This window comes from Ureibacillus yapensis (assembly GCF_003515775.1).
Lineage (GTDB): Bacteria > Bacillota > Bacilli > Bacillales_A > Planococcaceae > Ureibacillus > Ureibacillus yapensis.
Map to the genome: position 1 here is coordinate 110,325 of NZ_QWEI01000010.1, position 26,713 is coordinate 137,037.

Here is a 26,713-nt window from a genome sequence, read left to right on the forward strand (position 1 = left end):
TTCGTATTCTTTTATTTGAGGCATTGAGTGCCTCCGCTTTTCCACACAAAAAAGCGCCGTCCCTAATGAAAGGGACGACGCGTATGCTCGTGGTTCCACCCTTCTTCCTTCCGATACTTGGTATCAGACGAAGCTCCAGGTCGGTTAACGTACCGATTGACGTTAGCGGATATTCCCCGCTAAAGCTCCAAGGTAGTAAAGATTGTGCCGTTACTAGGAAGCTTCCAGCCATGGCTTCCCTCTCTATAAGGCCGTCACACAAACTTGTTGTCCTTATCAAAGCTGTATCATGTTTATTTACAATGAAAGTATACGCCCGAACATGGAAAATTGCAACAAACAACATCAAGAAATTTTAATTTCTTCGATTCGACCCTTCCATTTGAAGCGGAAGCGTAATTGCTTTAATGCGTTCCATAATACGAGCAGCCTTGACTACTTCCACCCCACCCTTTTGGGAGTTGGCCAAATGATTTTCCAAACCATCATAATCAAAATTGGATGTAATAAACGTTGGCAGTTCTTCAGCCATCCGGTAATGCAGGATTGTTCCTAATATTTCATCCCGCGTCCAAGCAGATAATGTCTCGGCACCTAAATCATCCAGCATTAAAACCGGCGCTTTTTTGACAAACTCGATTTTCTCTTGAAGTGTGTTATCTGAAATCGCTTGTTTCATTTCACTTAAGAATTCAGGTACATATACAACAACGGAGCGGATTTTCAAGCTTGCCAACTCGTTCGCGATGGCACCTAGCACAAAGGATTTACCTACACCAAATTTCCCATAAACATAAAGCCCTTTTGCCGGCAAGTTCCCCGTTCCCTTTACGGTTTGGATGAATTTCGCCGCATACTCGGCAATCTCGATGCGCGAATCATTATCCATTGCCAAATCTTTAATCCTTGCTCTTAACACATCTTTTGGCATAAACATACTTGAAATCATGTTTGCTGATTCACGTCTTTCATCTTCAATCAGCTTTTGCTCACATTTTGAATATTCGATTTCGATGCTGTTTCGGACAATGGACAATTTCGGGACAAATCCATTTAAATAATTTGTGCAATGATCCGTGTTGTCACATCCACAGCAAGTAGAATTTTGGCTAATAAATTCGTACAAAGTGGGCAGCCCGCGTTCGACCATCTCTCTATTGACAACATGGTCATTGTCCTGCAAAAACCGTTGAACTTGTTCGTTTTCCAATATTTCGCGTCTCATTTTATCGTATCGTTCTTGAAAGGATGGGATTTTTAATACCCTATCCAATGCTTTGTTGATCGGTTCGATTTTACTTCACCTCTCCTTCCGTTTGTCCGAGCGCCTCCAGGATTTTTTTGCGGCGTTCCTCAAATTCTTTTTGCTTGTTAGCGTCCGGCTTTTCTGTTTCTTCTTTTTCATTTCGTTTATAAAACCATTCCGGGATAATTTCCTTACTACCACGAGGCTGCTTATAATTGTTTGATTTGGCCGGTTGCTGCTTACTATCATTTTCTTGTTTCCATTTTGTGTACTGATCACGCTCAGTGCGAGCAAGCTCCATGGCTTCTTTGGCGCTTTTTAGATTTTTCCTCATCCAATGGTCCGCAATTCTTTCCACATATTTGCGTGGAAGTTTCATATCGGTTGTAAGCATGACGTATTCAAGCAGGACATTGACAACGCCAACCGGCATTCCATGTTTCATGATCAAATCCTCTGCTAACTCTACCGAAGAAGGCAACGGCTCTTTACCATTATTAATGTCACGCAATACTTGAAGCGGTGGCGTTGTTTCCAAATAGTTCTGAAGTTCTTGCTCCTTGGATGCCTTTTGTGGAATCTGGGCGTTTTCCGGAACAAAGGTCTTTTCCAGTTTTGGAGCATCCTTGGAAACGGTTAATTTATAATAATCCGCGCAAGCTTTCTTCAAACGGTCCGTGGAAATCTGCATGTTGTCATCCAGTGCCAAAATAACAACTTTCTGCATATCAATCGGCGTTAAATTGTAAAGAAAAGCAAGCTTGGCAATCACTTCTTTCACTTCCGTTGTGATGCTGCTAGCCGGAATCAAGTTTTCTGATAAGCCGGACATGAACAAATTAAAATTGAATTGTTCATAATAAAAAGGGTAATTCTGTATGGATTGATGTTTATCTATGGCACCAAAATCCTGCGGTACGTTTGTATGTACAGGTTTATACACATCCATGAACGAACGGGAGACCTCTTTGAACGATTCCTTATTGATCGCCCTCGTAAACCGCCTGCGTAATTTTCGATAGGCCTGTTCCCCTATCTTGGAAAATAAAAACATTGATAACAAGGGATCCTGGAAAAAAGAATGGGCATCAAGCGGTCGAGTTAGTTCATAAATAAATCGGCGGCTATCTTCATCATCTTTTCTCCATGTTCGAAGCAAGCCAATCGCCTCCAAGGCAATTCGCGCTTCAAATATTTTCCCGATCGGCATATTCAACACATTCATCAAATAATAATGCGTCATGGGTTGAGTGTGTAAATCTTCCCCTTCAGCCCATAAAGTCAGATAAAGACTAATTGGTTCCGGTCCTGTAAGAGGTTGATAAAATAGCGTCAATAATTGACGTTCGTTCGTTGAAAGAAAATGAGGGAGACTAATTTCAAAATGATCCGCTGGCTGTACTTCTTTATACAAATGAACCAATTAATTCCCTCCCTTTTTGATTACTTTTTCAAGTCTGTCTGGCGATGAAGCAATTCTTTTAATTCCGAGAAGAAAACGTTGATATCCTTGAATTGGCGGTATACCGATGCAAAACGCACATAGGCCACTTCATCTTCATTTGCCAGTAAATTCATGACCATTTCGCCCACATCTTCGGAACGCACTTCGGGATTTCCGATTCTGCGAAGGTCTTTTTCAACGGATAAAGCGATTCCTTCCAATGTTTCCAACGACACTGGACGTTTTTCGCACGCGCGAATAAGTCCACGCAATACTTTTTCTCGACTAAATTCTTCCCTGGAACCATCTTTTTTAACAACGATCAAGGGTGTTTCTTCTATTTTTTCAAATGTTGTAAATCGAAACCCGCATGACTCGCATTCCCGGCGGCGTCGAATTTCCTTGTTATCATCAACAGGTCTCGAATCCACAACACGTGTTCCATTATATTGACAAGCTGGACATCTCATATTTTTTCTCCCGTCTCACTCAATTTAGACTGGCGGAAACCATTTTGGCTCCTAGTCTTGCACAAGTGCTAACTTGGGCAGATCGCTAATAGAAACGCAATCACCCAATCTACTACTAATATTATAACAAATCTTCTTTCTATAGAAAAATCGGATTCAATTTATATATGCAATATACTATTTTAATATATTTCTCAAGAGAAAAAAATCTTTTTTATCAAATTTCATTCATCAGGGGTTTGAACCACCTATTGAAACCAAGAAATTGAGATAAGAAGGCAATGTCCTGTGGCAATAATTTTTTTGTGGAGAAAGAGCAGCTACAAGTCGTCCCATAAGCAAGAGTTATGGGACAGTTTCGCGAGAGTCAAGCGGAAAGCTGTCCAATATATAAATACGACAAGATAGATTTAAATATAAAAATAGGATAAGAGAGTTAACTCCTATCCTATCTTAAATACTTGTTCAATTTACTACGGGGTATTATGCAACAACCGCTTCTAAAGCACGAACGATTTTCTTTGTTAAGTCTACTACACGCGCCGAGTAGCCCCACTCATTGTCATACCAAGCAAGCACTTTCACTTTACGAGTACCCATCACCATTGTGAGCGGACCATCAATAGTGGAGGAATACGTAGTTGTATTATAGTCAGTCGAAACTAATGGTTCCGTTGTAAAGTTTAGAATCCCTTTTAGTGGACCTTGGCTTGCCGTTTTGAACGCTTCGTTTACTTCTTCTGCCGTTACATCCTTCTTCAGGTCTACTACCAAGTCAACAAGCGAAACGTTGGAAGTAGGTACACGCAAAGCCATGCCATGCAATTTTCCTTTTAACTCAGGAAGTACAAGGGCTAATGCTTTTGCTGCTCCAGTGGAAGTTGGAATAATGCTTTCTGCACATGCACGGGCACGGCGTAAATCTTTATGTGGATTATCAATATTTTTTTGGTCATTCGTATAGGCATGAACTGTCGTCATTAAACCACTTTCAATACCAAATGTATCATTTAAAACTTTTGCTACCGGAGCCAGACAGTTTGTTGTACAAGAGGCATTGGAAATCACATCATGCTGATCAATATCCAGCAATTCGTCATTCACACCCATTACAACCGTAATATCTTCGTTTTTGCCCGGTGCCGTTAGAATTACTTTTTTAGCGCCTGCTTCGAGGTGCATTGCCGCTTTGTCGCGCTCATTAAATTTACCAGTTGCTTCAATAACGAGATCTACACCCAATGCTTTCCAAGGCAATTTTAAAGGATCACGTTCATTAATCAGCTGAACACGCTTTCCGTTGACGATTAAAGCGTCCTCCAGTGTGTCCACTGTACCATCGAATTTTCCGTGATTTGTGTCATATTTAATTAGATGTGCCAATGTTTCCGCTGGATAGCTTGCATTGATCGCCACAATATTTAAATCATCCTGAAGAATTGCTTGACGGAACACCATTCGTCCGATACGACCAAATCCGTTAATAGCAATAGAAACTGTCATTATAATTATCCTCCCGTATGCGCAGTTAAGATTGTTATACTTATTCTCTTAAATAGTATAACACATTAAAAGAAAAGGTGAACATAATTTAAACACATTTGAAAAGTTTTTATTTTCAAAAAACATTTACCCGCTTTTTTAGTCGCTTAAACCAATAAAAACATTCTATTATGCTAGTTTATTCGGATGATGGCGGATTTTATAGTTTTTGGTGCACAAAAAAACGGCTTTTATTAAGCCGTTTAATTGGTATAGCCTATTTGAACCGATAGTTCGTCAATTAGTAAAACACAATGTGTTACAAAACGTTCCAACCGCGAAGAATATTTTCCAATTGCTGCAGGGTTTCTTCTATTGTTCCGTTATTATCAATTACGGCATCCGCTCCCTGCTCCTTCACCGACATTGGAAGCTGTGAATGAATGCGTGCGTTTGCATCTTCTTGACTTAGCCCATTTCGTGCCATCAACCGTTTCAACTGCGTTTCTTCCGATACAGAAACGACCAGAATTTTCTCGACATAATGCTGCAATTTACTTTCAAACAGCAGCGGAATATCCATCACCACTGTTTTGGCACCGGCATCGAGATATTCATCCCGCTGACGAAGCATTTCCTGCCGAATAGCAGGATGAATAATGCTGTTTAAAGCTTTTCGTTTTTCCTCATCATGGAAAATAATCGAGCCGATTTTTTGGCGATCCATCCGTCCATCCTGGGTTAGAGCTTCTTCACCAAACACCTCGGCAATTTTATGCAAGGTTGGTGTTCCCGGCTCCACGACAAGTCGGGCGATTTCATCCGCATCGACAATTGGCAGCCCATATTCCTTTAACTGTTTTGCGACCGTACTTTTACCGCTCGCAATACTGCCGGTTAAACCAATAATCATACTACACACACCTTTAATGTTGACATTTTGGACAATAAACCGAAGTTCGCCCACCGATGATCAATGACTTTGTGGCACTTTCGCATGTTGGGCAAACTTTCTTTCCATACATTTTCAAACGATGCTGCATACCTCCCGCTTCACCGTTGATATTGCGATAATCCGAGATGGTAGACCCGCCCATTTCGATACTTTCCTGCAAAATCGTGCGGATTGTGTTAAACAATTCTGCTTTTCTCATTTTGCTTATACGATTTGCTTTTCGGGCAGGGTGAATTCCCATCTTAAATAAAGCTTCGGTTGCATAAATATTTCCGCAGCCAGAAATCACTTGTCCATCCATGATTACTTCTTTAATCGGCTTGTTTTGATATTTTGGCAACTCACACTTTTGCAAAAAGAATTCACACGCGTGCTCGTCAAAAGGTTCAGGGGCCATTAAAAGTAGAGGCGGATGCTCTTCAATTTTTTTTATAAAGCGCATCTCCCCAAAACGCCGAATATCCGCATATACAAGCAGCTCTCCAGTATGGAGTGTAAAAATGGCATGTACATGTTTCCGAAACTTTTCTTCCCTGATTTCATCCAAAGTTTGTACAACAAACCAAGCACCCGTCATCCCCAAATGATTGACAAATAGGAACTTTTCTTCGACCTTTTGCAAATGGAAATAAATATATTTGGAACGACGGACCACTTTCTCGATTGTCATCCCTTGCATTACTTCTTCGAAAAGATGCGGTTCTATATTTTTTACAATACACTGCTTTCCTTCCCTGCAAGAGTTATAAATCGTGCTGGAAAGTTCCACTTTTACAATTGTATCCCCTTCAACTTTTGGCGCGAGTGCCCGAACGACTCCTTCTACTTCCGGTAATTCAGGCATTTTTCCACTTCCTTATTTCGCATCGTACCAAGTTTGGCCATAATCAAAATCCACCTTCAATGGAACTGACAACTGAATTGCATTCTCCATTACTTCCGGTACGATTTTTTCCAATCGTTCAATTTCCTCTTTTGGCGCTTCAAAAATCAATTCATCGTGCACCTGCAGCAATAGTTTCGTTTGAAGGCCTTCTTCTTTTAAGCGGGCATCCATGTCGATCATGGCTTTTTTAATAATATCAGCCGCGCTGCCCTGGATTGGCGTATTCATGGCCGTACGTTCCGCAAAACTGCGCAGATTGAAGTTTCGGCTCGTAATATCCGGCAAATAGCGTCGGCGATTTAAAATCGTAGTTACAAATCCTTTTAATTTCGCTTCTTGCACAATCGTTTCCATATACTCTTTTACGCCCGGGAAGCTATGCAAATACTTATCAATAAATTGTGCTGCTTCCTTGCGGGTAATGTTCAAGCTTTGCGACAGCCCATAGTCGCTTATTCCATATACAATTCCGAAGTTTACGGCTTTAGCCGCACGTCGCATATTGGAAGTTACCTCATCGGCTTCCACATGGAATACATCCATGGCTGTACGTGTATGAATGTCCATCCCCACATTGAATGCTTCAACCAATGCCTCATCGTTGGACATATGAGCCAAAACACGCAATTCAATTTGCGAATAGTCTGCAGCAAATAAAACCCAACCTTCTTGAGAAGGCACAAAAGCCTGGCGAATCTTACGCCCCTCTTCCAGGCGAATCGGAATATTTTGCAGGTTCGGGTCGGTTGAACTCAAGCGGCCTGTTGATGTCAGGGCTTGCTGGAATCGCGTATGCACCTTGCTATCTTCAGGGTGGACTTCTTTGATCAGCCCTTCAATATAGGTGGATTGGAGTTTTGCCAGTTGTCGATAATCCAAGATATATTGCACAATTTTATGCTCGGATTGCAGCTTTTCCAATACATCGGCGGCCGTTGAATAACCTGTCTTTGTTTTCTTCACGACCGGAAGTCCCAGCTTCTCGAACAGAATAACCCCTAATTGTTTTGGTGAATTAATATTAAATTTCTCCCCGGCCAATTCATGAATTTCTGTTTCCAAGGCGGAAATTTTTTTTTCCAGCTCCCCACCCATTTTCTCGAGTGTGGATATATCCACTTTAATACCTTCGCTTTCCATCGCGCCAAGGATGGATGCAAGCGGAAGCTCCAGATCGTAATACAGATCGAATTGTTCATTTTCCTTCAATTTTTCTTCGATAATCGGCTGCAATGACCAAATGGCAAACGCTTTGCGGCTAACATGCTCAGCTAAAGTGCTCTCATTTGGAACCGACCATTTCGAACCTTTACCGTATATGGTTTCGTTCGCTTGTATATCCGTGTAGCCAAATTCTTTTGCAAGCGTCGCTACATCATCGCCTGAAATTGCCGGATTCACGATATAGCTAGCAAGAAGCAAATCAAATTCCACACCGCGCAGCTCAATCCCGGCGCGTTTTAATATGGCTTGCGCCGCTTTGCTATCTGACATGTATTTTTTCTTCGACTCATCTTCCAGCCAATTCTTAATAGCCTCGCTTTGCTGCATGTCTTCAAACGTTATATAAAACGTTCGTTCGCCATCCGTAAAAGAGAATCCAAGAATGAGGCAGGTATGATAATGTTCGTTTTCCATTTCTACATGCACGGCCATCACGTCTTTCAACATGTCGTCAGGTACGTCTTTCACGATTTCGAATGATATCTCCGCCGTTTCTTTTTCTTCAACTTTATAATCGCTTTTGTCGATCAATGACTTAAAGGAAAGCTCCTGCCAAACATTCAGCACCTCTTCTTCATTTGGTCCTGGATATTCAATATCCTCCAATTTGAGATCAATTGGCGCTTCAGTGAAAATCGTGGCAAGCTTTTTGGACATTTTGGCTTGTTCTTCATTTTCGATTAACTTGTCTTTCATTTTTGATTTTTTCATGTTGTCGATTTGTTCATATAAGGCTTCTACAGAACCATATTCTTTCAATAATTTAATGGCCGTTTTTTCGCCCACACCCGGCACACCCGGAATATTATCGGAGGTATCCCCCATCAGCCCCTTCATATCGATAATTTGCTGAGGCGATAGCCCGTATTTCTCCTCAATATGGGATGGCGTATATTTTTCTATGTCCGTCATGCCTTTTCTAGTGATGTATACAGTCACTTGATCTGTTGCCAACTGGGTTAAATCTTTATCCCCGGAAACAATAATGACGTCCATATCTTCCGTTTCCGCTTGTTTCGCGAGAGTACCGATAATATCATCTGCTTCATACAGCTCTTTTTCATATCGCTTGATTTGGTATGCATCAATCAATTTTCGCAAGTAAGGAAATTGTTCCGAAAGTTCGGGCGGTGTCTTTTGCCGTCCACCTTTATATTCGCCATAAGACTCATGGCGAAATGTTGTTTTCCCGGCATCAAAGGCCACAAGAATTTTTGTTGGTTTTTCTTCTTCCAAAATTTTTTGAAGCATTGTCGTGAAACCATATACTGCATTTGTATGAATCCCGCTTTCATTTGTCAGCAATGGCAATGCAAAGAATGCCCGATATGCCAAACTATTTCCATCTAACAATAATACCTTCTCTTTACCCATTAATTGTTCTCCTTCTTCGCACACTTAGTCGATTGGATGAATGTACTTTCTCTTCTAACTTTATCTCTTCACCCGTCTTTTTTCCATTATAAAACACGTACCGGTTTGAAAACGACCGATACGTGCTATATATAAGGTATAGATTAGTTATGCAATTTAGGTGTTTGGTTTTTGGATAACTTCGGATAGAAAATTTCTTCATAAATAACTGTCATCAAAAATGCATTCATGAAGGAAAATACCAGATACATTGGCATGCCCCCAAGATCAAATACCATCAAATTCCGTACAAACACTTCCACGAATCCAACTTGGGAGAAGTAGAAAATCATCCCCACTCCAACTTGCCAAATCGGGCGCTTGTCTTTTCTTTGCTGGAATCGAAATACCTTCTTAAAAGTATCACGAACATCTTCTGCTATAAAATATGTAAGTACCAAGAAAACAATAAATATCACCGGAATATGTAAAACGTCAATAGTTAACCAAGAATACGGAGTTGCTTTAAAGATAGAAGTAATCGAACAGGCCATGACAAATGCAAGGAGAACATTTTGAATTAATTTATTAAGTTTGAACAACACTCATTCCCTCTTTCTCTTTTCCTCTTTCTAAGTAACTATTATAACAAGAAATTTATTAATAGGAAGTAGTAAATTATGCGCCTTTTTACCCATTTATTTGAAATTATGACAATTAATAAACCAGCTTTTTTCTAAGTAAGCAAAAAAAAATGCCCCATACGGGGACATTTTTTTAATTTATGTTTTCCTAATTACTAAATCTGAAACAGGGGGGTTTCTATATACAATCATATGGTAGAAGTATGAATACTTCATAACAACATTGTAAATATATTGTTAATTTCATTTTTTCAATGGAATAAATACCTTGATGCAAGTCCCTTTCCCCACGGTACTTTCTACATTGATTTTTCCTTGATGCGCCTCGATCAAGTGCTTAACAATGGCGAGACCCAGTCCTGTTCCGCCTGAATTTCGGCTGCGGGCTCTATCCACCCGGTAAAATCTCTCAAAAATGCGGGCAATCTCACTTTTTTCAATACCAATTCCTTGGTCCTCTACTTCAATGATTCCATACTCATCATTTTCTTTTATACGCAATGTGACCGTTGTATCTTCCGGAGAATACGTAATCGCATTGGCAATAAGATTGGTAAAAATCTGGATCAGTCGATTAAAGTCGCCCATCACAGTTACGTCCCGCTTAATATCCACGTTAAACTGCATGTTTTTTTCATCCAGTCTAGGGCTTGTTAATTCCACTGCACGGATCAGTACTTCCTGCAGGCTGGAAGGCATAATGGTGACTGAGAAACCATGTTGTTCAATCTTCGATAATTCGAGCAGATCCTGAATCAGCATTTGCAGGCGATAGCTTTCTTGATAGATAATATCCAAAAATGAAATAAGCATTTTTTCATCTTTAAAAGCGCCATCCAATAATGTTTCGGAAAAACCTTTAATGGAAGTGATTGGCGTTCTTAATTCATGAGACACATTTGCTACAAAATCTTTGCGGATTTGTTCCAGACGAATCAACTCGGAAATATCATGCATGACGATGACGACACCCAACCAACGGCCATGATCTCCCATGACTGGGGCGCCGTACACTTGTTTATATTGGATTTCCTGATGGATTTCCACTTCGATTTGCTTCCGATAAGGCTGCTCGGTCAAAAAAACATGATCGATAAATTTTTCGATTTCATTGGGCAATCCGATTGTCAAGAAATTACGGCCTTTCACCTCATCGATGGACAATTCGAAGCCCTCCAAAAATTGGCGGTTCACGATGGAAACAGTAGCTTCACGATCAATCATGATCAGCGCACTGCCCATATTTTCGATTAACGTTTTTAAACGTTCTTCTTCGATTTCCCGAATTTTCCCCATTTCTTGTAGGTTCCTAGCCAAAACATTAACCGAATTTCTAAGCTCGATAATGCTTGCCGGTCCTACCGCATAAGCCCTTGCGCGGTAATTGCCTTTTGTTAGCTCTTTCGCGGTAAGGGTGATATTTTCGATGGGATCCAGCAAATTACGAATTAAATGATGTGCTGCAAAACCGACCAATGCATAGGATAAGGCCATTAAAAAAATAAGGATAAAGGTAAATTGTTTATCGATTTGTTCTATTTTTTCTGCATTGATTGCCAGATTATTTTTTTCGAGGAAGTTTTCGATAAAATAAGGAAAAAGCTGACCCAAGACAAAGCCAAGGACAGCGAAAATACATCCGGTTAATAGGATGAAGGCAACAAATAATCGGTTATGGTATGCCTTCATAGGCTTTTTGGCTCCTCGAATTTATAGCCAATTCCTCTTATTGTTTTGATAAACTTCGGCTTACGGCTATTTTCTTCAATTTTATCCCGCAAATGACTGATATGTACATCCACAATTCGCGTATCGCCTGCAAAGTCATAATTCCATACCGCACTTAAAAGTTGATCGCGCGTCAATACACGATTTTTGTTTTCCAATAAATAAACAAGCAATTCGAATTCTTTTGGTGTGAATTCAATTGTATCTTCATCGAGGAAAGCTTCGAAACGGTTTGGATATACTTGCAGTTTGCCAAATTGATAGACTGTATTTTCGGATTCCTCAAATTCTTGCTGCGGAGCCGGGTTGAAACGCCGAAGTACCGCTTTTACCCGAGCAATGACTTCACGAGGACTAAAAGGTTTTGTCATATAGTCATCTGCACCCAGTTCCAAGCCCAACACTTTATCGAACTCGTCATCACGTGCAGTTAGCATTATGATAGGAATATTGCGTTTCTGGCTGCGCAATTCTTTGCAGACCTCCATACCATCCATCGTTGGCAACATTAAATCCAATAATAATAAGTCAGGGGTATGTTCAATTGCCAGGTCAAAGCCTTCTTTCCCATCATGTGCAAGCAAAACTTCATAACCTGCGCGTTCTAAATTGTACTTTAATAAAGTAGCAATTGATACTTCATCTTCTACGACTAAAATTGTTTTCGACATAAACTACCTCCAATGATGATCTGAAACCCCCATTTCAAATCAGTAAAGAACATCTCTAGCAGGCGGTCTTTATAACCTTTATGTAGCTGCTTTTTTGCAGCACCCCAATCACTTACGCCTAGGCATATCTGAGCTAGTTAGAGCTATCTTCATAGTATCAATTATTTCTGAAAATAACAACGTCTAGACACACTTAAGGCCTTTACAATAAACTTCCATCCCTTGGAATCCGGGGATTTTAATGGGTGGTTGGTTGGTTGTCAAACGCTATCAGCCGATATAAAAAAATCGGGTGGATTTACCACCCGATTCCATCCTCCATTTCACTATTCCAAAATAGCCATAACATCTCTAACACCTTGCGCGGAAACATCCAACGCCGCTTTTTCACTTTCCGTTAACTCGAGTTCGAATATTTTCTCGATTCCGTCAGCACCAAGGAGTGTTGGAACCCCTAGGTAAATTCCTTCATAGCCGTACTCGCCTTCTAGAAAAGCTACAGAAGGCAAGATTCGTTTTTGGTCTTTAATAATCGCTTCAGCCATCTCGATTAGGGCGGCTGCCGGTGCATAATATGCCGAACCATTCCCCAGCAAATTAACGATTTCTCCACCGCCAACGCGTGTACGTTGTACGATTTCCTGGAGTCGTTCCGGTGAAATCAACATCTCTAAAGGTATGCCGCCTGCATAAGAATAACGAGTTAATGGAACCATTGTGTCCCCGTGCCCTCCCAATACAAAGCCTTTAATATCCTTTACGGAGACGTTTAATTCTTCAGCAACAAAGGCACAAAAGCGCGCAGTATCCAGGATGCCGGATTGGCCGATTACACGGCTTTTAGGAAATCCTGTTTCTTTAAAGACCGTATAAGTCATGGCATCTACCGGATTTGTTAAAACCAGGATGATTGCATTTGGCGAGTATTTTGCGATTTCTGTTGCCACGCTTTTCATTACTTTTTGGTTGATTTGCACCAAATCATCACGGCTCATCCCCGGTTTTCGCGCAACGCCGGCTGTAATGATCACGACATCCGAGTCTGCTGTATGCACATAGTCGGATGTCCCTTTTACATAGGAATCAAAGCCTTGAACAGGAGCCGCTTCCCACATATCCAGCGCCTTTCCCTTTGTTGGGTTTTCTGCTTGCGGGATATCAACCAACACTACGTCTCCAAGTTCTTTTTGGGCTGCAAGAAATGCTGCTGTTGCACCTGTAAAACCAGCACCGATTACGGATATTTTTTTACGCTTTAACGACATGTATAACGCCCCTTTATTTCGCTATTTGGCAAAATTGCTCTATTAAAATAGTACTCTTGCTATGGAAATAACTAAACAAGGGCAGCTTTCAATCATAAAGTATGGTTACTTCATTCATAAAAGCTGCCCTTTTAGTCAAAGATGCGTATTTAAATTATAGATTAAAGGTTTTTGATTAACTCGTTAGCGAATTCAGAACATTTCACTTCTGTTGCGCCATCCATTAAACGAGCGAAGTCATAAGTAACAACTTTGGAAGCGATTGTTTTTTCAACAGATGCAGTTACTAAATCTGCCGCTTCTTGCCATCCTAAGTGTTCAAGCATTAATACGCCTGAAAGCAATACAGAAGATGGGTTTACTTTGTCTTGTCCAGCATATTTTGGTGCTGTACCGTGAGTAGCTTCGAAGATCGCATGTCCAGTTACATAGTTGATGTTAGCTCCTGGAGCGATACCGATCCCACCAACTTGTGCAGCCAATGCGTCGGAAATATAGTCACCGTTCAAGTTCATTGTAGCTACTACATCGAACTCTTTCGGACGAGTTAAGATTTGTTGCAAGAAGATATCGGCGATTGAATCTTTTACGATGATTTTACCAGCAGCCACTGCTTCGTCTTGTGCTTTGTTGGCAGCTTCTGTACCTTGTTCTTCTTTGATTTTATCGTATTGGCCCCAAGTGAATACTTGATCGCCGTATTCGCGTTCAGCTAAATCATAGCCCCATTGCTTGAATCCACCTTCAGTGAATTTCATGATGTTCCCTTTGTGTACCAAAGTAACAGATGGGCGGTTATGTTTAATCGCGTATTCGATTGCTGCACGTACTAGACGCTCTGTACCTTCTACTGATACTGGTTTAATACCGATACCTGAAGTTTCTGGGAAACGAATTTTGTTAACGCCCATTTCTTCTTTCAAGAAGTTGATCACTTTTTTCACTTCTTCAGAACCTTGAGCATATTCAATACCAGCGTAGATATCTTCTGTATTTTCACGGAAGATGACCATATCAACATCTTCTGGGTGTTTAACTGGGGAAGGAACACCTTCGAAGTGACGTACTGGACGCAAGCATACGTATAAGTCAAGTTGTTGACGCAATGCTACGTTCAATGAACGGATTCCTCCACCGATTGGAGTTGTAAGAGGTCCTTTAATAGCGATTAGATATTCGTTGATTTTATCTAAAGTTTCTTGTGGTAACCATTCACCAGTTTGGTTAAATGCTTTTTCTCCAGCAAGAACTTCCAACCATTCAATTTTCTTTTCGCCATTGTAAGCTTTTTCAACAGCTGCATCGATTACTCGAGATGCTGCAGCCCAGATATCTGGACCAATTCCGTCACCCTCGATGAAAGGAATTGTTGGATTGTTTGGTACGTTTAGTACGCCGTTTTCTACTACGATTTTACCGTTAGTCATGAATGATGCCTCCCTATATTCATAAGTCAAGGACTGTGGGTTTTCACAGTCCTAGACAATTTTAACATATTATCTAAAAATTAGCGCTCTTCAATTGGAACATATTTTTGCATTCCAGGTCCTACATATTCTGCACGAGGACGAATTAAGCGGTTATTAGCATATTGTTCAAGGATATGTGCAATCCAGCCAGAAGTACGAGACACAGCGAAGATTGGTGTGAACAGGTCATGTTCGATTCCAAGCGAATCATAAACTGATGCCGAGAAGAAATCTACGTTTGCCGGTAGATTTTTTTGCCCAACAATCATGTCATGAATTTTCACGGACATTTCGTATAATTCTGGTTTGCCAGTTAATTTAGTTAATTTTTCGCTCATTACACGCAAGTGTTTTGCACGTGGATCACCTTTGCGGTAAACACGGTGTCCGAAGCCCATGATTTTTTCTTTGTTATCTAATTTCGTTTGAATATAAGATTCAACATTGTCGATTGAACCGATTTCAGACAACATTTTCATTACTTGCTCGTTGGCTCCACCGTGTAGAGGACCTTTTAATGCGCCGATCGCTGCAGTAACACCAGAATACATATCTGATAATGTAGCTACACAAACGCGAGCAGTAAATGTTGATGCATTTAGCTCATGGTCGGCATGCAGTACCAATGCTTTGTTGAATGCTTCGATTTCAATTTCAGCTGGTTCTTTGCCATGTAACATATATAAGAAGTTTGCAGCATATCCTAATTCAGGTTTTGGTGCAATTGGTTCCAATCCTTTACGGATACGAGAGAAACCAGTTACGATTGTGGAAATTTTTGCTTGCAGACGAATTGCTTTGCGATAGTTCGCTTCTGGAGACATATCATCTGCTTCTTCATCAAATACACCTAGAGTTGAAATCGCCGAGCGTAATGCAGCCATTGGATGTACTGTTTGCAGCGGGTATGATTTAAATTGGTCAAAGATCGCTTGAGGTACTTCGGCATTCTCTGCTAATTGTTTCGTTAACTCAGCTAGCTCGTCCGCTTTAGGTAAACGAGTGTGCCAAAGTAAATACACTACCTCTTCAAATGTAGCGTTCTCAGTTAAATCATCAATATCATAACCAACGTATGTAAGTGTGTCGTCGATAATTGAACTGATTTTTGTTTCTGCAGCTACGATACCTTCTAAACCGCGTGTTGCTGTCATAAAAAATCGCTCCCTCTTAAAATATTTTACTTGTAAGTGCTTTCTTTTACATGTAGCACTAAAGTTCTGCTCATATGAACCTATAAGTAAATCGCTTACATTGCTATTATAATAAATTTTGACGGCTTTGTGAATGAAATTGAAATAATTTAAGAAAAACTCGAATAGATAATGGAAAAAATGTTTAAAAGAGAATATTCAGATTTTAACGAGAGTTGAATTACATAAAATAGAGGTGGTAACTTTGCAATCGAATAAATTCAATGTTTTACCCTACAAAAATAACCTGAAGTATTTGATGCTTCTCCTATATTTTGTAATTCTTTGGCTCATCTTGCCCGTTTCTCTCGGAATCTTTTGTGCCTATTTTCTATATCCCCTCATCCACCTATGTACTAAACATTTAAAAATGCCTTTTATATTAAGTGCAATTCTTATTTCCGCCGCCATCTTTTTTTCTGCTTATACTTTCTTTTATATAACAGTGCAAAGCGTGATCTCGATTTATCCGGAATTAAAAGTTCAAGTTGAAAATTTGGACATACTAAACTCCGGTGACCATATTCTGCTGGAGACGATTTTCAATAAATCTCTTTCCTATGTTGATAGCGCCATTATTGGAATTGCCAATGTATTGCAAGATTTATTGTCTTATATTATTGAATTATTTATCTTTATCGTGGCTTTCTTTTTCTCCATTTTTGAATCGCGCAAAAATCGATATTGGTTCTTTATCTACGTTCCGAAACAATATCGTGAAGAATGGAAAGGGTATTATATAAAAGCAACAAGTTTGTTTGGCTACTTCATCTATGTTGAGTTTCAATTGTTTATCATTACTTTTTTCTTGTTAAGTTTGGGACTAGCAATTTTACATTTTGAACATCCGATTAATAAGTCTTTTTTAATATCGTTAGCAGATGCCCTCCCGTTTTTCGGTATAGGATTGTTCCTGATTCCGATTGCGATTTATTTCTTTACCATTGGAGAAAAATTTCTCTGTTTTGCATTGATCGTTCTTTATATTTTCATCCAGCTGACAAGACAAATCGCAGAGTCGTTGTTATGGGCATCCACTTTTCATTTGCGTACGGTTCATACTTTTTTTATAAGTGCTGCATCGATTTTGCTGTTCGGGTTTTATGGAATTTTGCTGAGCCCGTTTCTTTTTCTCATTGCCGTGAAAATCAAGCAAAAATCTATCGATGAATCATGAACAGTTGTCCATTTTTCATTTTCTTTCTTAACCAAGTATAAATGGCAGGTTTCGCCAGTTTTCTAGTAAACGGAATAATGAGGGCGAAACCTGCAAAATCTGTTATAAATCCGGGAGTTACCAAAAGAATTCCGCCCAAAAAGATAAGGAATGTATCAATCAGTGCTACGCCCGGCAATATCCGAGCTGACATGTTATCACGCATATTGTGCAATGACTGCATGCCTTGTTTTTTGGCGACAATTGCGCCGATTACACTTGTTAGAAGAATAAGGAGCAACGTGTTAAATACACCGATCATTTTTCCGACTATAATAAAAACGGCAATTTCCGCCAATACTGTTGCGAACAAGAGACCAAATATTTTTCTCAAAGAGTAACCTCCATATAATTAAAATGACTTCTATATTATTTACGAATAACTAGGCGGAAAGTTTCATTGAAAATTTTATTTATATAGCAAAAGGGCTGACTTAAAATTCCAAGTCAACCCGCTTTTTTTATTTATACTGAATTACTTTTCTTAAAGAACACTTGCATGACCTTTATAAATAACGCCTGTTTCCGCATCCATTGTAATTTCCTGTCCGTGGCGAATGACCTCGGTTGCTTTGTTTACACCGACGATCACCGGGATTCCAAGGCTTAACCCTACCACTGCCGCATGGCTTGTCAATCCGCCCTCTTCCGTGATAATGCCTGCGCATTTTTTTATAACGGGCATCATTTCACGGTCTGTGCCTACTGTTACTAAAATAGCGCCTTCTGCATCGTAGCGTTTTGCTTCTTCTGCATTTTTCACGACAATTGCATTGCCCACCACGGAAAGTTTTCCGACACCTTGCCCTTTAGCAATCAAATCGCCGATGACATGAACTTTCATCAGGTTAGTTGTTCCAGCCTCGCCCACTGGTACACCGGCTGTAATAATCACCACATCTCCATAATCAACATACCCATGTTTTAATGACTCATCCACGGATAATTCCAAAATCTCATCGGTTGTTGTTACTTTCGGTGTAACAATTGGCGTAACACCCCATGATAACGTCAGCATCTGAGCCGTTGATTGGACATTTGTGATTGCAATAATCGGTACACCTGGGCGATATTTGGCAATCATTTTTGCCGTTGTGCCGCTTGCTGTCGGGGCAAGTACAGCTTTCACTCCCAAGTTGATTGAAGTATAGGAAACCGCTTGGGAAATCGCTTCAGTCATAGTTGTCCCTTTTTCTTTGCTGCGTGTTGCAACAATGGAGCGATAGTCCAATGAGTTCTCTGTATATTCGGCAATTTTATTCATCGTTCGTACGGATTCTACTGGATATTGACCTGCAGCCGTTTCTCCCGAAAGCATGATGGCATCTGTACCATCGATAATCGCATTCGCCACATCACTCGCTTCTGCCCGTGTTGGACGAGGATTGCGTTGCATGGAGTCCAGCATTTGCGTAGCGGTAATAACCGGTTTCCCTACTTGGTTGCATTTTTTGATTAAGTTTTTTTGCACAAGCGGTACTTCTTCTGCCGGAATCTCCACTCCCAGATCTCCGCGCGCCACCATCAAACCATCGGATACTTCGATGATTTCTTCGATGTTATCGACACCTTCCTGGTTTTCAATCTTGGGAATAATCGAGATATGGCTGCCATTATTTTGTTCCAGCAATTCACGGATTTCAAGTACATCACTTGCTGTACGAACGAAGGAAGCAGCAATAAAATCAACGCCTTGCTCAATTCCAAATAAAATATCCTGTGCATCTTTTTCGGTAATTCCGGGAAGTTTCACTGATACACCCGGAACGTTTACACCTTTTTTATTTTTCAGGACTCCTGCATTTTCAACGATTGTATGAATCAAGCCCTTTTCCAGATCCTTCGCCAAAACACGAAGTTCAATTAATCCATCATCCAGTAAAATGCGGTCGTTTTGGTCCACATCGTGAATTAAGTTTTCATACGAAACAGAGAATCGCTCTGCAGTACCAACAACTTCCGTCATGGAAATATCAATTACTTGTCCTTGCGCCAGGTGGATTTCGCCATTTTCCATCGTGTGGGTACGTATTTCGGGCCCCTTTGTATCAAGCAGGATTCCGACTGTTTTATTCAAGCTTTTTGCAACTTCACGAATTGTCGCAATTCGAATGGCATGCTCTTCATGATTTCCATGGGAAAAGTTTAATCTTGCCACATTCATTCCAGCTTCAATCAGAGCTGAGAGTACCTCCGGTGATTCACTTGCTGGTCCAATTGTACATACGATTTTTGTTTTTCTCATTTTCTTCGCTCCATTTACTTTAGTTAAATTGATAGTTCTTTCGATAGTGAATATAAACTTAAATCCGCCTTATGTTTGGTCGTAAAAGCCACTTCAAAATCATAATCATAAATTTGATGGTTTTTTATCCCAACAGCTCGTCCACCCTTGCCCTCCAACAAAACTTCTACCGCTTTTGCGCCTAGACGCCCTGCCAGTACACGGTCTCTTGCAGAAGGCGAACCGCCGCGTTGAATATGCCCCAGTACAGATACCCTTGTCGTAATATTTGCCTTTTCTTTCAGGATTTTCGCGAGTTCGCTTGCGGGCATTACGCCCTCGGCAACAATGATGATACTATGTTTTTTGCCACGGGAAACCCCATGCTCAATGCGCGATAGTATGTCGTCAATATCGTACTGTTCTTCAGGAATTAAAATGGATTCAGCACCTGCAGCAAGTCCGGCCCATAATGCAATGTCGCCTGCATCTCTTCCCATCACCTCAACAATAAAGGAATTTTCATGGGAAGTGGCTGTATCGCGAATTTTATCAATCGATTCAATTACCGTATTCAGTGCTGTATCAAAACCAATCGTATATTCAGTACCCGGAATATCATTATCAATGGTGCCCGGAATCCCTACACAGGGAAATCCTTTCTTAGTAAGTCCCACTGCTCCCCGGTATGTGCCATCTCCCCCGATTACAACAAGGCCTTCAACTCCGCGCTCTTTCATAATTTCGATCGCCCGGAATTGATAGACATCTTCCTTGAATCGCGGGCAGCGAGAAGAAAATAATTTAGTGCCGCCACGTTGAATAATGCCGCCGACGGAACCTAAATCCATCAATTCCATCCTGCCTTCAATAAGGCCTTCATATCCATGGTAAATCCCCATCACTTCCACACCATGGAAATTTGCTTTCCGTACAACAGCACGAATGGCGGCATTCATTCCCGGCGAATCTCCTCCACTTGTCAATACAGCAATTCTCTTCATCCAGTATGTGAACCTCCTAAACTCTTCTCATAAACACATTAGCATAAAAGTGAGTTAATGGTATTATTTCCAACATGTTATAACAATAATTTTACATAAACACCCATTCAAATTTTTATAAATGAGGATATGCGATCGTAACTTTTATTTTACTCTTAATTGAAAAAAAACTCGAGTTTCACAATCCCTAATGCGAAGAAAAGCCAAAGACGACATCGCTTTTGGTCTGTGGAGCTTGGTGATTAAATCATTGGCTAAAAAAAAAAACAAAACCCGGAGTGGATTTTGTTTTTTTACATCAAGATTCCAATTCAATAAACTCGCCAATTTTTCTGAATTTATCATAGCGGCTTTCGATTAATTCTTGCTCTGATAATGTGTTTAATTCAGATAAGGACTTGTGTAGGCAATCTTTTAAATAATTTGCCTGTGCTTGTACATCACGATGCGCCCCACCGGCAACCTCTGTAATAATGCCGTCAATGATGTCCATTTCTTTCAAATCCAACGCCGTAATTTTCATCGCTTCAGCGGCTTGTTTTGCCAAGGATGCGTCCTTCCACAAAATAGATGCTGCTCCTTCTGGTGAGATTACGGAGTACGTTGAATTTTCCAGCATATACAATTTATTTGCAACCCCTAATGCTAACGCTCCCCCACTGCCGCCTTCGCCAATGACAACACTTATGACCGGTACTTTAAGTCCTGCCATTTCAAACAGGTTTCTGGCAATGGCTTCACTTTGTCCGCGTTCTTCTGCCGCTTTCCCAGGGTAGGCCCCCTTTGTATCAATGAAACAAATAATTGGTCTGTTGAACTTTTCCGCTTGCTTCATTAAACGCAATGCTTTTCGATATCCTTCCGGGTGCGGCATACCAAAATTGCGTCGGATATTTTCTTTCGTTGTTTTTCCCCTTTGATGACCGATAATCGTGATCGGTTGTCCATCGAAACTCGCTATTCCCCCAATAATTGCCTCGTCATCCCCAAATGAACGATCCCCATGCAATTCGATGAAATCCGAAAAGATTTGCTCTATATAATCCAAAGTCGTTGGTCTTTGCGCATGTCTTGCCACTTGCACACGGTCCCAAGGCTCCATGTTTGTATAAATTTTCGTCTCCAGCTGCTGCAGTCTTGATTCGAGCGTTGAGATTTCTCCTGACATATCAACATTCGCGGTTTTCGCAACTTCTTTCAATTCTTCGATTTTTTCGCGCAGCTTTACGACAGGTTCTTCAAAGTTCATCGGTTTAGTCATTTGAAACCCCTCCTCTACTGTGCAGTTTTACCAAAGTACCGACCTTATCCCGCATATCCTTGCGGTGGAAAATGGCATCCAATTGCCCATGAGAAAGTAAAAATTCCGCCGTTTGGAAATCATCCGGCAATTTCTCGCGTACCGTTTGTTCGATAACACGTCTTCCGGCAAATCCAATCAATGCCTGCGGTTCAGCAATATTGATATCCCCCAATGATGCAAAACTTGCTGAAACCCCACCGGTTGTCGGGTGTGTCAAGATTGAGATAAACAGCAAACCGTGATCGCTGTGACGTTTTAATGCCACACTCGTTTTAGCCATTTGCATGAGCGAAATAACCCCTTCTTGCATACGTGCGCCACCACTTGCCGTGAAAATGATAAATGGAAGCTCATATTCCGTTGCCTTTTCAATCGCTCGAGTGATTTTTTCGCCAACAACAGATCCCATCGATCCCATACGGAAATGCGAATCCATGATGGCAACAACAACTTGTTCTCCTTTTAAGCTTCCCATTCCAGTTAAAACCGCTTCATTTAACCCCGTTTTAAATGAATCGATTTCAACCTTCTCCAAATAGGAAGGGAATTTTAATGGATTGGAAGTGCGCAAGTTCTCATCAAATGATTCGAATGTGCCTTCATCAAGAAAGATGGAAACGCGTTCCCATGCCGTCATTTTGAAATGAGCATCGCAGTGTGGACATACTTTCAAATTATTTTCAAGTTCTTTTGTTAAATAGATTTTTTTGCATTCGGTACATTTCGTCATTAAATCTGCCGGAAAGGAGTCTTCTTTATTTCGATCTACATTGACGCCTTTTTGTTTCTTTTTGTTAATCGATAATAAACTTCTAATTGCCACTGGTTTTCCCCCTTACATTTTATGATGATGAATTATTTATATATCGAATCCAATTTTCATAGGCCCTTAATGCTTCTTCCTCATATCCTAGTTGCATTGATTTCAGCAACATTTGAAGCATCGGTTTTTCTTCTTTTGTTGAGTATTTTTTTAATGGTACTGCACTATATGCTGCGAGCTGTATCCATATTTTTAAAGCTAGCCGATTGCCGGAAGCGATGATTAATTCTCTTAATAAAAGATCCCTTATGATGCCGTCTTCCAGTTCCAGCTTCATGAATAAGCTTTCCCAAACAGGTAAACTTCTTAAAGATCGATTTGAACAAATAACGCGAATGGCTTCTTTTTCATGCATTCTTCTCGTTGTATGTACATCATCAATCGATTTATTCTCCTGTAAAATGAAGGAAGCCAGTATTTCAACCAATTGGTGAGATTGTCCGGAAGATAAAAATGTCCCCCCGCCATGTCTTGTTTCAATAAGCCCAAGCAGTTCCAGACTTCTTAATGCTTCTCTTACCGAAGACCGGCCTACATTTAATCTTTCCGATAATACACGTTCAGAAGGCAATTTTTCTCCCGGTTGAATCCCCTCATCCTTGATTAACGCCCTTAATTGTTTAACAATCTCTAAAAATACTTTTTTGTTTTCCTGTTTTTTATCCATAAGCACCTCGCAAGACGATACCTTAGAAAAGCGCAAACGTCCCTGGCCGCGTGTCGTTCAAATCCCGTGTCCGCAGCTTTGATCGTTCAAACTCTGAACCGATTAAAGCTGTGGATCTTTTGAAATCTCACGCAGCCCGCGCTAAACGTAAAAAAAGACATAAATTTAACCGTTCAATTTTAAAATCACATAACAAACATATTTAGCTGCTGATATCAAATAATCAGCAAAAAAGAAAAGTGGTCTGACCACTTTTTATAAGAATACATAATGTTAATTCATTTGTAAAGAAAAAACTGCACATTTTCGCGCAGTTTTTGTATTTCTTTCCATTTTTAGCTCGTTATTGTTTTATTTTCATGGATTTTACCTTTATTTGTGCACTTCCATTCCTATATTCCAATGCACCTTCCACCAGCACCATACAATCCTCTCTGATCCAGGCCCTCACTTCATTATAAGTTTGGGGGAAAAGTGTTGCCGAAATTGTTCCAAATTCATCCTGGACTTGTACAAAAGCCATTAATTCCCCTTTTTTTGTTCGAATTTGGCGAATGCTTTCTACCATGGCTACGATTTTAACGAACGAATGAGGTTTCAAATGAGCGAGCTCTTTTATCGTTAAATGAATGTCCTGCATTTTTGCTCTTTCCAGCATTACCGGATGTTCGGATAGATAGAATCCTAATACTTCTTTTTCAAATTGGAGCTTCATTTTATCCGGAATTGGTGGAACTTCTACATATTTTGGTTTGCCAAACAACAAACCATCTCCTGAAAATAGATCTTGGTCCCCTTCATTTGGCCGGACCAGTGAAGCATGCTTCTCCGCTGCCTCAATTGATGCCAGCAGGATTGCCCGATCTTTTCCAAAATCATCGAGTGCTCCTGATTTTATCAATGGTTCCATGACTTTACGAGTAAAATGATGGGCACTTAAACTTACCGCCAAGTCAAATAGATCTTCGAAAGGTTGATTTTTTGCTTTTCGAACGCTCGTTATTTTCTCCAAAAATGGATGGGGGACCCCTTTAATCGCCGATAAACTAAAGCGAATGTTCCCATTTTCTACGGTGAAAAATCTTTGGCTTATTTGAATAGATGGTTTAAGTATGCCAATACCTTTATTGCGTGCTTCCAATATGAGCTGAAATAGCTTTTCGTGATTTCCTGTAGCATTCGTCATGAGCGCCGCATAGAAGTTAGCAGGGAAATTTGCCTTGAGATAAGCCATTTGGTAGGAAATGATGCTATATGCAACGGCATGGCTTTTGGGGAAACCATAATCTGCAAATCGAACGATTAGTTCGTATATTTCAATTGCAATCTGTTCAGAATAGCCTTTCGAGACTGCACCTGAAACAAAGGATTGTTGCTGCTGTTCCAGCACTTCCTTTTTCTTTTTGCTCACCGCTCTGCGCAGCAAATCTGCTTGTCCAATCGTAAACCCGGCAAAAGTATGGGCAATTTGCATAATTTGCTCTTGGTAAACGATGACTCCATAAGTTTCGGCTAAAATAGGCTGGAGAACGGGATGCGGCATAACAACCGGCTCCATCTTTCTTTTCCTTCTCGCATAAACCGGAATAAATTCCATTGGACCTGGACGATAAAGCGCATTCACTGCCACGATATCAAGAAAATGGGTGGGCGCTATTTCTTTCAATGCATTTTTCATGCCATCTGATTCCAGCTGGAAAATACCTGCTGTATCACCTTGCCTTAAAAGCTCGAATGTCTTTTCATCATTAAAAGGGATTGCATTAAAATCCAGCCATTTTTTATGTGTAAAGTAGATGGATTGACGAATACTTTCCAGTATTGTTAGATTTCGAAGTCCCAGAAAATCCATTTTTAATAGGCCGATTCTTTCAACTTCCTGCATGGGCCATTGCGTTAAATAAATGTCATCATGCCCTTTTTCAATCGGAACCACCTCGACCAATGGCATTGGACTAAGAACAACGCCTGCTGCATGCGTAGATGCATTTCGGGGCAATCCTTCCAATTTTTTTGCCACCTCAAACCAGCTTTTCCGTATTTGTTCAGCTTCTACCCAATTGCGAAGAGCTTCCGAACCGGCATAAGCTTCTTGCAAGGTAATTCCAAGTTTGTTTGGGATGAGTTTAGAGATGAGTGCAATGGTTTCACTTTCAAAATTAAACATTCTTGCCACATCCCGCGCAACTGCTTTAGCGGATAACGTGCCGAATGTGATAATTTGTGCAACATGCTGCTTGCCGTATTTGTTGGCAACATATTGTATGACTTCCTGGCGTTTGGTATCTACAAAGTCGATATCGATATCCGGTAACGTTATTCGCTCGGGATTCAAAAAACGCTCGAACAATAAGCCATATTTCAGAGGATCAACTTGCGTAATGTATAAACAATATGCCACCAAGGAACTGGCAGACGACCCACGGCCTGGACCGGTTAAGATGTTGGCATTTTTGGCATAATGCATAAAATCACTAACGATTAAAAAATAATCTGCATACCCCATAGAAGTAATCACTTCCAGCTCATAATGCAAGCGATTGAGATAGGCTTCATCTGGAGCAGTGGTTTGCAATCGTTCATTTAGGCCGTTCAACGCCATTTCATATAAAAGTTTTTCTGCGGTTTGTCCATTTTCCAGCGGAAATTTCGGCATAAAGTGTTCATTGAAAGTTAAATCAACGTTGCAACCCAGCAGTAATTTTTCACTTTCTGCGAGCATCTGGGGCTGATCATGATACCAATCATGCCATTCTCTTGCTGTGGGAATATACTGGTTTTGTTCTTCATTTTGTACGCCTTCGCTAAGTTTCACGCCTGATTCAATTGCTTTCGCTACTTTATAGGCAAAATAATCTTCGCGATTCAAAAATAGCGATTCATGAATTGCCGCACATTTAATTTCGAGCATGTTGCTTAATTGCACAGCAGCATTCTCAAATGGTGAAATAATGCCGCCGCTTCGGGAGATGCCCATATAAAAATGAGGATGGAAAGTATCCGCCAGCTGCTTTAAATAAGGAAGGTGACCATGATCCGTCCAGGATTCTTTATAGGTTGGCAGAACTGCTGCACAACCTTTTGAATAGGCCGCCAACCAACGAAAAGGTATTGTCTCATCATCGCGAATGGAAGCACTGCTGCTAAGTTTCAGCAGATTTTGATATCCCTCGTTATTTCTCGCGTAAATGACTAGTGGGATGATCATTTCATCTGTCATTTCAATCTCAACGGCCAAACCTACTACAGGATGAATGCCGCTTTTTTTTAGTGCAAGCCAAAAAGGCAAAAGTCCGTACAATTTCGAATTGACCATTGCACAACTTTTTGCCTTTTGTGATTGTAAAAAAGGGATGAGCTCTTCTATACGAATCGTACTTTTCAACAAATCCGCACTCGTTCGTATTTGTGGATATACAACTGTCACACAACATCCCTCCTATGAT

At 40.5% G+C, this 26,713-nt stretch carries 21 protein-coding genes; 1 reads left to right on the forward strand and 20 read right to left on the reverse strand.

Features of this window, described 5'->3' with window-relative positions:
* Nucleotides 1-355: 355 nt before the first annotated feature.
* The 13 genes from dnaI to citZ form a co-directional block, all read right to left on the reverse strand.
* Nucleotides 356-1,285 carry a primosomal protein DnaI gene (gene dnaI, locus D1B33_RS15565; protein ID WP_267897057.1) on the reverse strand — a complete coding sequence of 310 codons (930 nt, stop codon included), beginning with the start codon at nucleotides 1,283-1,285 and terminating at the stop codon, nucleotides 356-358.
* Nucleotides 1,286-1,295: 10 nt separating this feature from the next.
* On the reverse strand, nucleotides 1,296-2,669 hold the full coding sequence (locus D1B33_RS15570) for a replication initiation and membrane attachment family protein (RefSeq protein WP_118877324.1): 1,374 nt from the start codon (nucleotides 2,667-2,669) through the stop codon (nucleotides 1,296-1,298).
* 20 nt (nucleotides 2,670-2,689) lie between these two features.
* The gene (nrdR, locus tag D1B33_RS15575; protein WP_118877325.1) at nucleotides 2,690-3,160 is read right to left on the reverse strand and encodes a transcriptional regulator NrdR; all 471 of its coding nucleotides are present in this window, start codon (nucleotides 3,158-3,160) and stop codon (nucleotides 2,690-2,692) included.
* 483 nt (nucleotides 3,161-3,643) lie between these two features.
* Nucleotides 3,644-4,663: a glyceraldehyde-3-phosphate dehydrogenase gene (locus tag D1B33_RS15580; RefSeq protein ID WP_118877326.1), complete on the reverse strand. Its 1,020-nt coding sequence runs from the start codon at nucleotides 4,661-4,663 to the stop codon at nucleotides 3,644-3,646.
* A 298-nt stretch (nucleotides 4,664-4,961) separates the two neighbouring features.
* The gene (coaE, locus tag D1B33_RS15585) at nucleotides 4,962-5,555 is read right to left on the reverse strand and encodes a dephospho-CoA kinase (protein WP_118877327.1); all 594 of its coding nucleotides are present in this window, start codon (nucleotides 5,553-5,555) and stop codon (nucleotides 4,962-4,964) included.
* A gap of 13 nt (nucleotides 5,556-5,568) precedes the next feature.
* Entirely contained in the window at nucleotides 5,569-6,441 is an 873-nt protein-coding gene (mutM, locus tag D1B33_RS15590; protein ID WP_118877328.1) for a bifunctional DNA-formamidopyrimidine glycosylase/DNA-(apurinic or apyrimidinic site) lyase, read from the reverse strand.
* Nucleotides 6,442-6,453: 12 nt separating this feature from the next.
* Nucleotides 6,454-9,081, reverse strand: coding sequence for a DNA polymerase I (polA, locus tag D1B33_RS15595; protein ID WP_118877329.1), 2,628 nt, complete (start codon nucleotides 9,079-9,081; stop codon nucleotides 6,454-6,456).
* Between the two features lie 143 nt (nucleotides 9,082-9,224).
* Nucleotides 9,225-9,662, reverse strand: coding sequence for a DNA polymerase I (locus D1B33_RS15600; protein ID WP_233549506.1), 438 nt, complete (start codon nucleotides 9,660-9,662; stop codon nucleotides 9,225-9,227).
* A 285-nt stretch (nucleotides 9,663-9,947) separates the two neighbouring features.
* Nucleotides 9,948-11,393, reverse strand: a complete 1,446-nt coding sequence (gene pnpS / locus D1B33_RS15605) for a two-component system histidine kinase PnpS (protein WP_118877330.1) — start codon at nucleotides 11,391-11,393, stop codon at nucleotides 9,948-9,950.
* A complete protein-coding gene (locus D1B33_RS15610; RefSeq protein WP_118877331.1) occupies nucleotides 11,390-12,103 on the reverse strand; it encodes a response regulator transcription factor in 714 nt (237 codons plus the stop codon). The genes pnpS and D1B33_RS15610 overlap by 4 nt, the downstream gene beginning before the upstream one ends.
* Nucleotides 12,104-12,429: 326 nt before the next feature.
* Nucleotides 12,430-13,368, reverse strand: coding sequence for a malate dehydrogenase (mdh, locus tag D1B33_RS15615; RefSeq protein ID WP_118877332.1), 939 nt, complete (start codon nucleotides 13,366-13,368; stop codon nucleotides 12,430-12,432).
* 161 nt (nucleotides 13,369-13,529) lie between these two features.
* Nucleotides 13,530-14,795, reverse strand: a complete 1,266-nt coding sequence (gene icd / locus D1B33_RS15620) for an NADP-dependent isocitrate dehydrogenase (protein WP_118877333.1) — start codon at nucleotides 14,793-14,795, stop codon at nucleotides 13,530-13,532.
* Between the two features lie 80 nt (nucleotides 14,796-14,875).
* Complete coding sequence (citZ, locus tag D1B33_RS15625) at nucleotides 14,876-15,991, reverse strand: citrate synthase (protein WP_118877334.1); 1,116 nt, start codon at nucleotides 15,989-15,991, stop codon at nucleotides 14,876-14,878.
* Between the two features lie 298 nt (nucleotides 15,992-16,289).
* On the opposite strand from citZ, the gene D1B33_RS15630 reads away from it, so the two are divergent.
* Nucleotides 16,290-17,207, forward strand: coding sequence for an AI-2E family transporter (locus D1B33_RS15630; RefSeq protein WP_118877366.1), 918 nt, complete (start codon nucleotides 16,290-16,292; stop codon nucleotides 17,205-17,207).
* Here D1B33_RS15630 and D1B33_RS15635 read toward each other — a convergent pair.
* From D1B33_RS15635 to dnaE, 7 genes are all read right to left on the reverse strand, one after another.
* Nucleotides 17,191-17,580, reverse strand: coding sequence for an FxsA family protein (locus tag D1B33_RS15635; protein ID WP_118877335.1), 390 nt, complete (start codon nucleotides 17,578-17,580; stop codon nucleotides 17,191-17,193). The two genes, D1B33_RS15630 and D1B33_RS15635, sit on opposite strands and share 17 nt — an antisense overlap.
* Before the next feature lie 150 nt (nucleotides 17,581-17,730).
* On the reverse strand, nucleotides 17,731-19,491 hold the full coding sequence (gene pyk / locus D1B33_RS15640) for a pyruvate kinase (RefSeq protein ID WP_118877336.1): 1,761 nt from the start codon (nucleotides 19,489-19,491) through the stop codon (nucleotides 17,731-17,733).
* Nucleotides 19,492-19,514: 23 nt separating this feature from the next.
* The gene (pfkA, locus tag D1B33_RS15645) at nucleotides 19,515-20,474 is read right to left on the reverse strand and encodes a 6-phosphofructokinase (RefSeq protein ID WP_118877337.1); all 960 of its coding nucleotides are present in this window, start codon (nucleotides 20,472-20,474) and stop codon (nucleotides 19,515-19,517) included.
* Between the two features lie 298 nt (nucleotides 20,475-20,772).
* Entirely contained in the window at nucleotides 20,773-21,735 is a 963-nt protein-coding gene (gene accA, locus D1B33_RS15650; protein WP_118877338.1) for an acetyl-CoA carboxylase carboxyl transferase subunit alpha, read from the reverse strand.
* Nucleotides 21,728-22,600: an acetyl-CoA carboxylase, carboxyltransferase subunit beta gene (gene accD, locus D1B33_RS15655; protein WP_118877339.1), complete on the reverse strand. Its 873-nt coding sequence runs from the start codon at nucleotides 22,598-22,600 to the stop codon at nucleotides 21,728-21,730. The genes accA and accD overlap by 8 nt, the downstream gene beginning before the upstream one ends.
* A 19-nt stretch (nucleotides 22,601-22,619) precedes the next feature.
* Nucleotides 22,620-23,267: a FadR/GntR family transcriptional regulator gene (locus D1B33_RS15660; RefSeq protein WP_118877340.1), complete on the reverse strand. Its 648-nt coding sequence runs from the start codon at nucleotides 23,265-23,267 to the stop codon at nucleotides 22,620-22,622.
* A 343-nt stretch (nucleotides 23,268-23,610) separates the two neighbouring features.
* A complete protein-coding gene (gene dnaE / locus D1B33_RS15665; protein WP_118877341.1) occupies nucleotides 23,611-26,694 on the reverse strand; it encodes a DNA polymerase III subunit alpha in 3,084 nt (1,027 codons plus the stop codon).
* Nucleotides 26,695-26,713 lie beyond the last annotated feature (19 nt).

Bases quoted from the DNA above. Each gene is read 5' to 3' on its own strand.
- accA (WP_118877338.1), bottom strand. From the start codon at position 21,735: ATGACTAAACCGATGAACTTTGAAGAACCTGTCGTAAAGCTGCGCGAA.
- polA (WP_118877329.1), bottom strand. From the start codon at position 9,081: ATGGGTAAAGAGAAGGTATTATTGTTAGATGGAAATAGTTTGGCATAT.
- mutM (WP_118877328.1), bottom strand. From the start codon at position 6,441: ATGCCTGAATTACCGGAAGTAGAAGGAGTCGTTCGGGCACTCGCGCCA.
- D1B33_RS15660 (WP_118877340.1), bottom strand. From the start codon at position 23,267: ATGGATAAAAAACAGGAAAACAAAAAAGTATTTTTAGAGATTGTTAAA.
- nrdR (WP_118877325.1), bottom strand. From the start codon at position 3,160: ATGAGATGTCCAGCTTGTCAATATAATGGAACACGTGTTGTGGATTCG.
- D1B33_RS15580 (WP_118877326.1), bottom strand. From the start codon at position 4,663: ATGACAGTTTCTATTGCTATTAACGGATTTGGTCGTATCGGACGAATG.
- coaE (WP_118877327.1), bottom strand. From the start codon at position 5,555: ATGATTATTGGTTTAACCGGCAGTATTGCGAGCGGTAAAAGTACGGTC.
- pfkA (WP_118877337.1), bottom strand. From the start codon at position 20,474: ATGAAGAGAATTGCTGTATTGACAAGTGGAGGAGATTCGCCGGGAATG.
- D1B33_RS15630 (WP_118877366.1), top strand. From the start codon at position 16,290: ATGCTTCTCCTATATTTTGTAATTCTTTGGCTCATCTTGCCCGTTTCT.
- mdh (WP_118877332.1), bottom strand. From the start codon at position 13,368: ATGTCGTTAAAGCGTAAAAAAATATCCGTAATCGGTGCTGGTTTTACA.
- pyk (WP_118877336.1), bottom strand. From the start codon at position 19,491: ATGAGAAAAACAAAAATCGTATGTACAATTGGACCAGCAAGTGAATCA.
- pnpS (WP_118877330.1), bottom strand. From the start codon at position 11,393: ATGAAGGCATACCATAACCGATTATTTGTTGCCTTCATCCTATTAACC.
- icd (WP_118877333.1), bottom strand. From the start codon at position 14,795: ATGACTAACGGTAAAATCGTAGTAGAAAACGGCGTACTAAACGTACCA.
- citZ (WP_118877334.1), bottom strand. From the start codon at position 15,991: ATGACAGCAACACGCGGTTTAGAAGGTATCGTAGCTGCAGAAACAAAA.
- D1B33_RS15610 (WP_118877331.1), bottom strand. From the start codon at position 12,103: ATGTCGAAAACAATTTTAGTCGTAGAAGATGAAGTATCAATTGCTACT.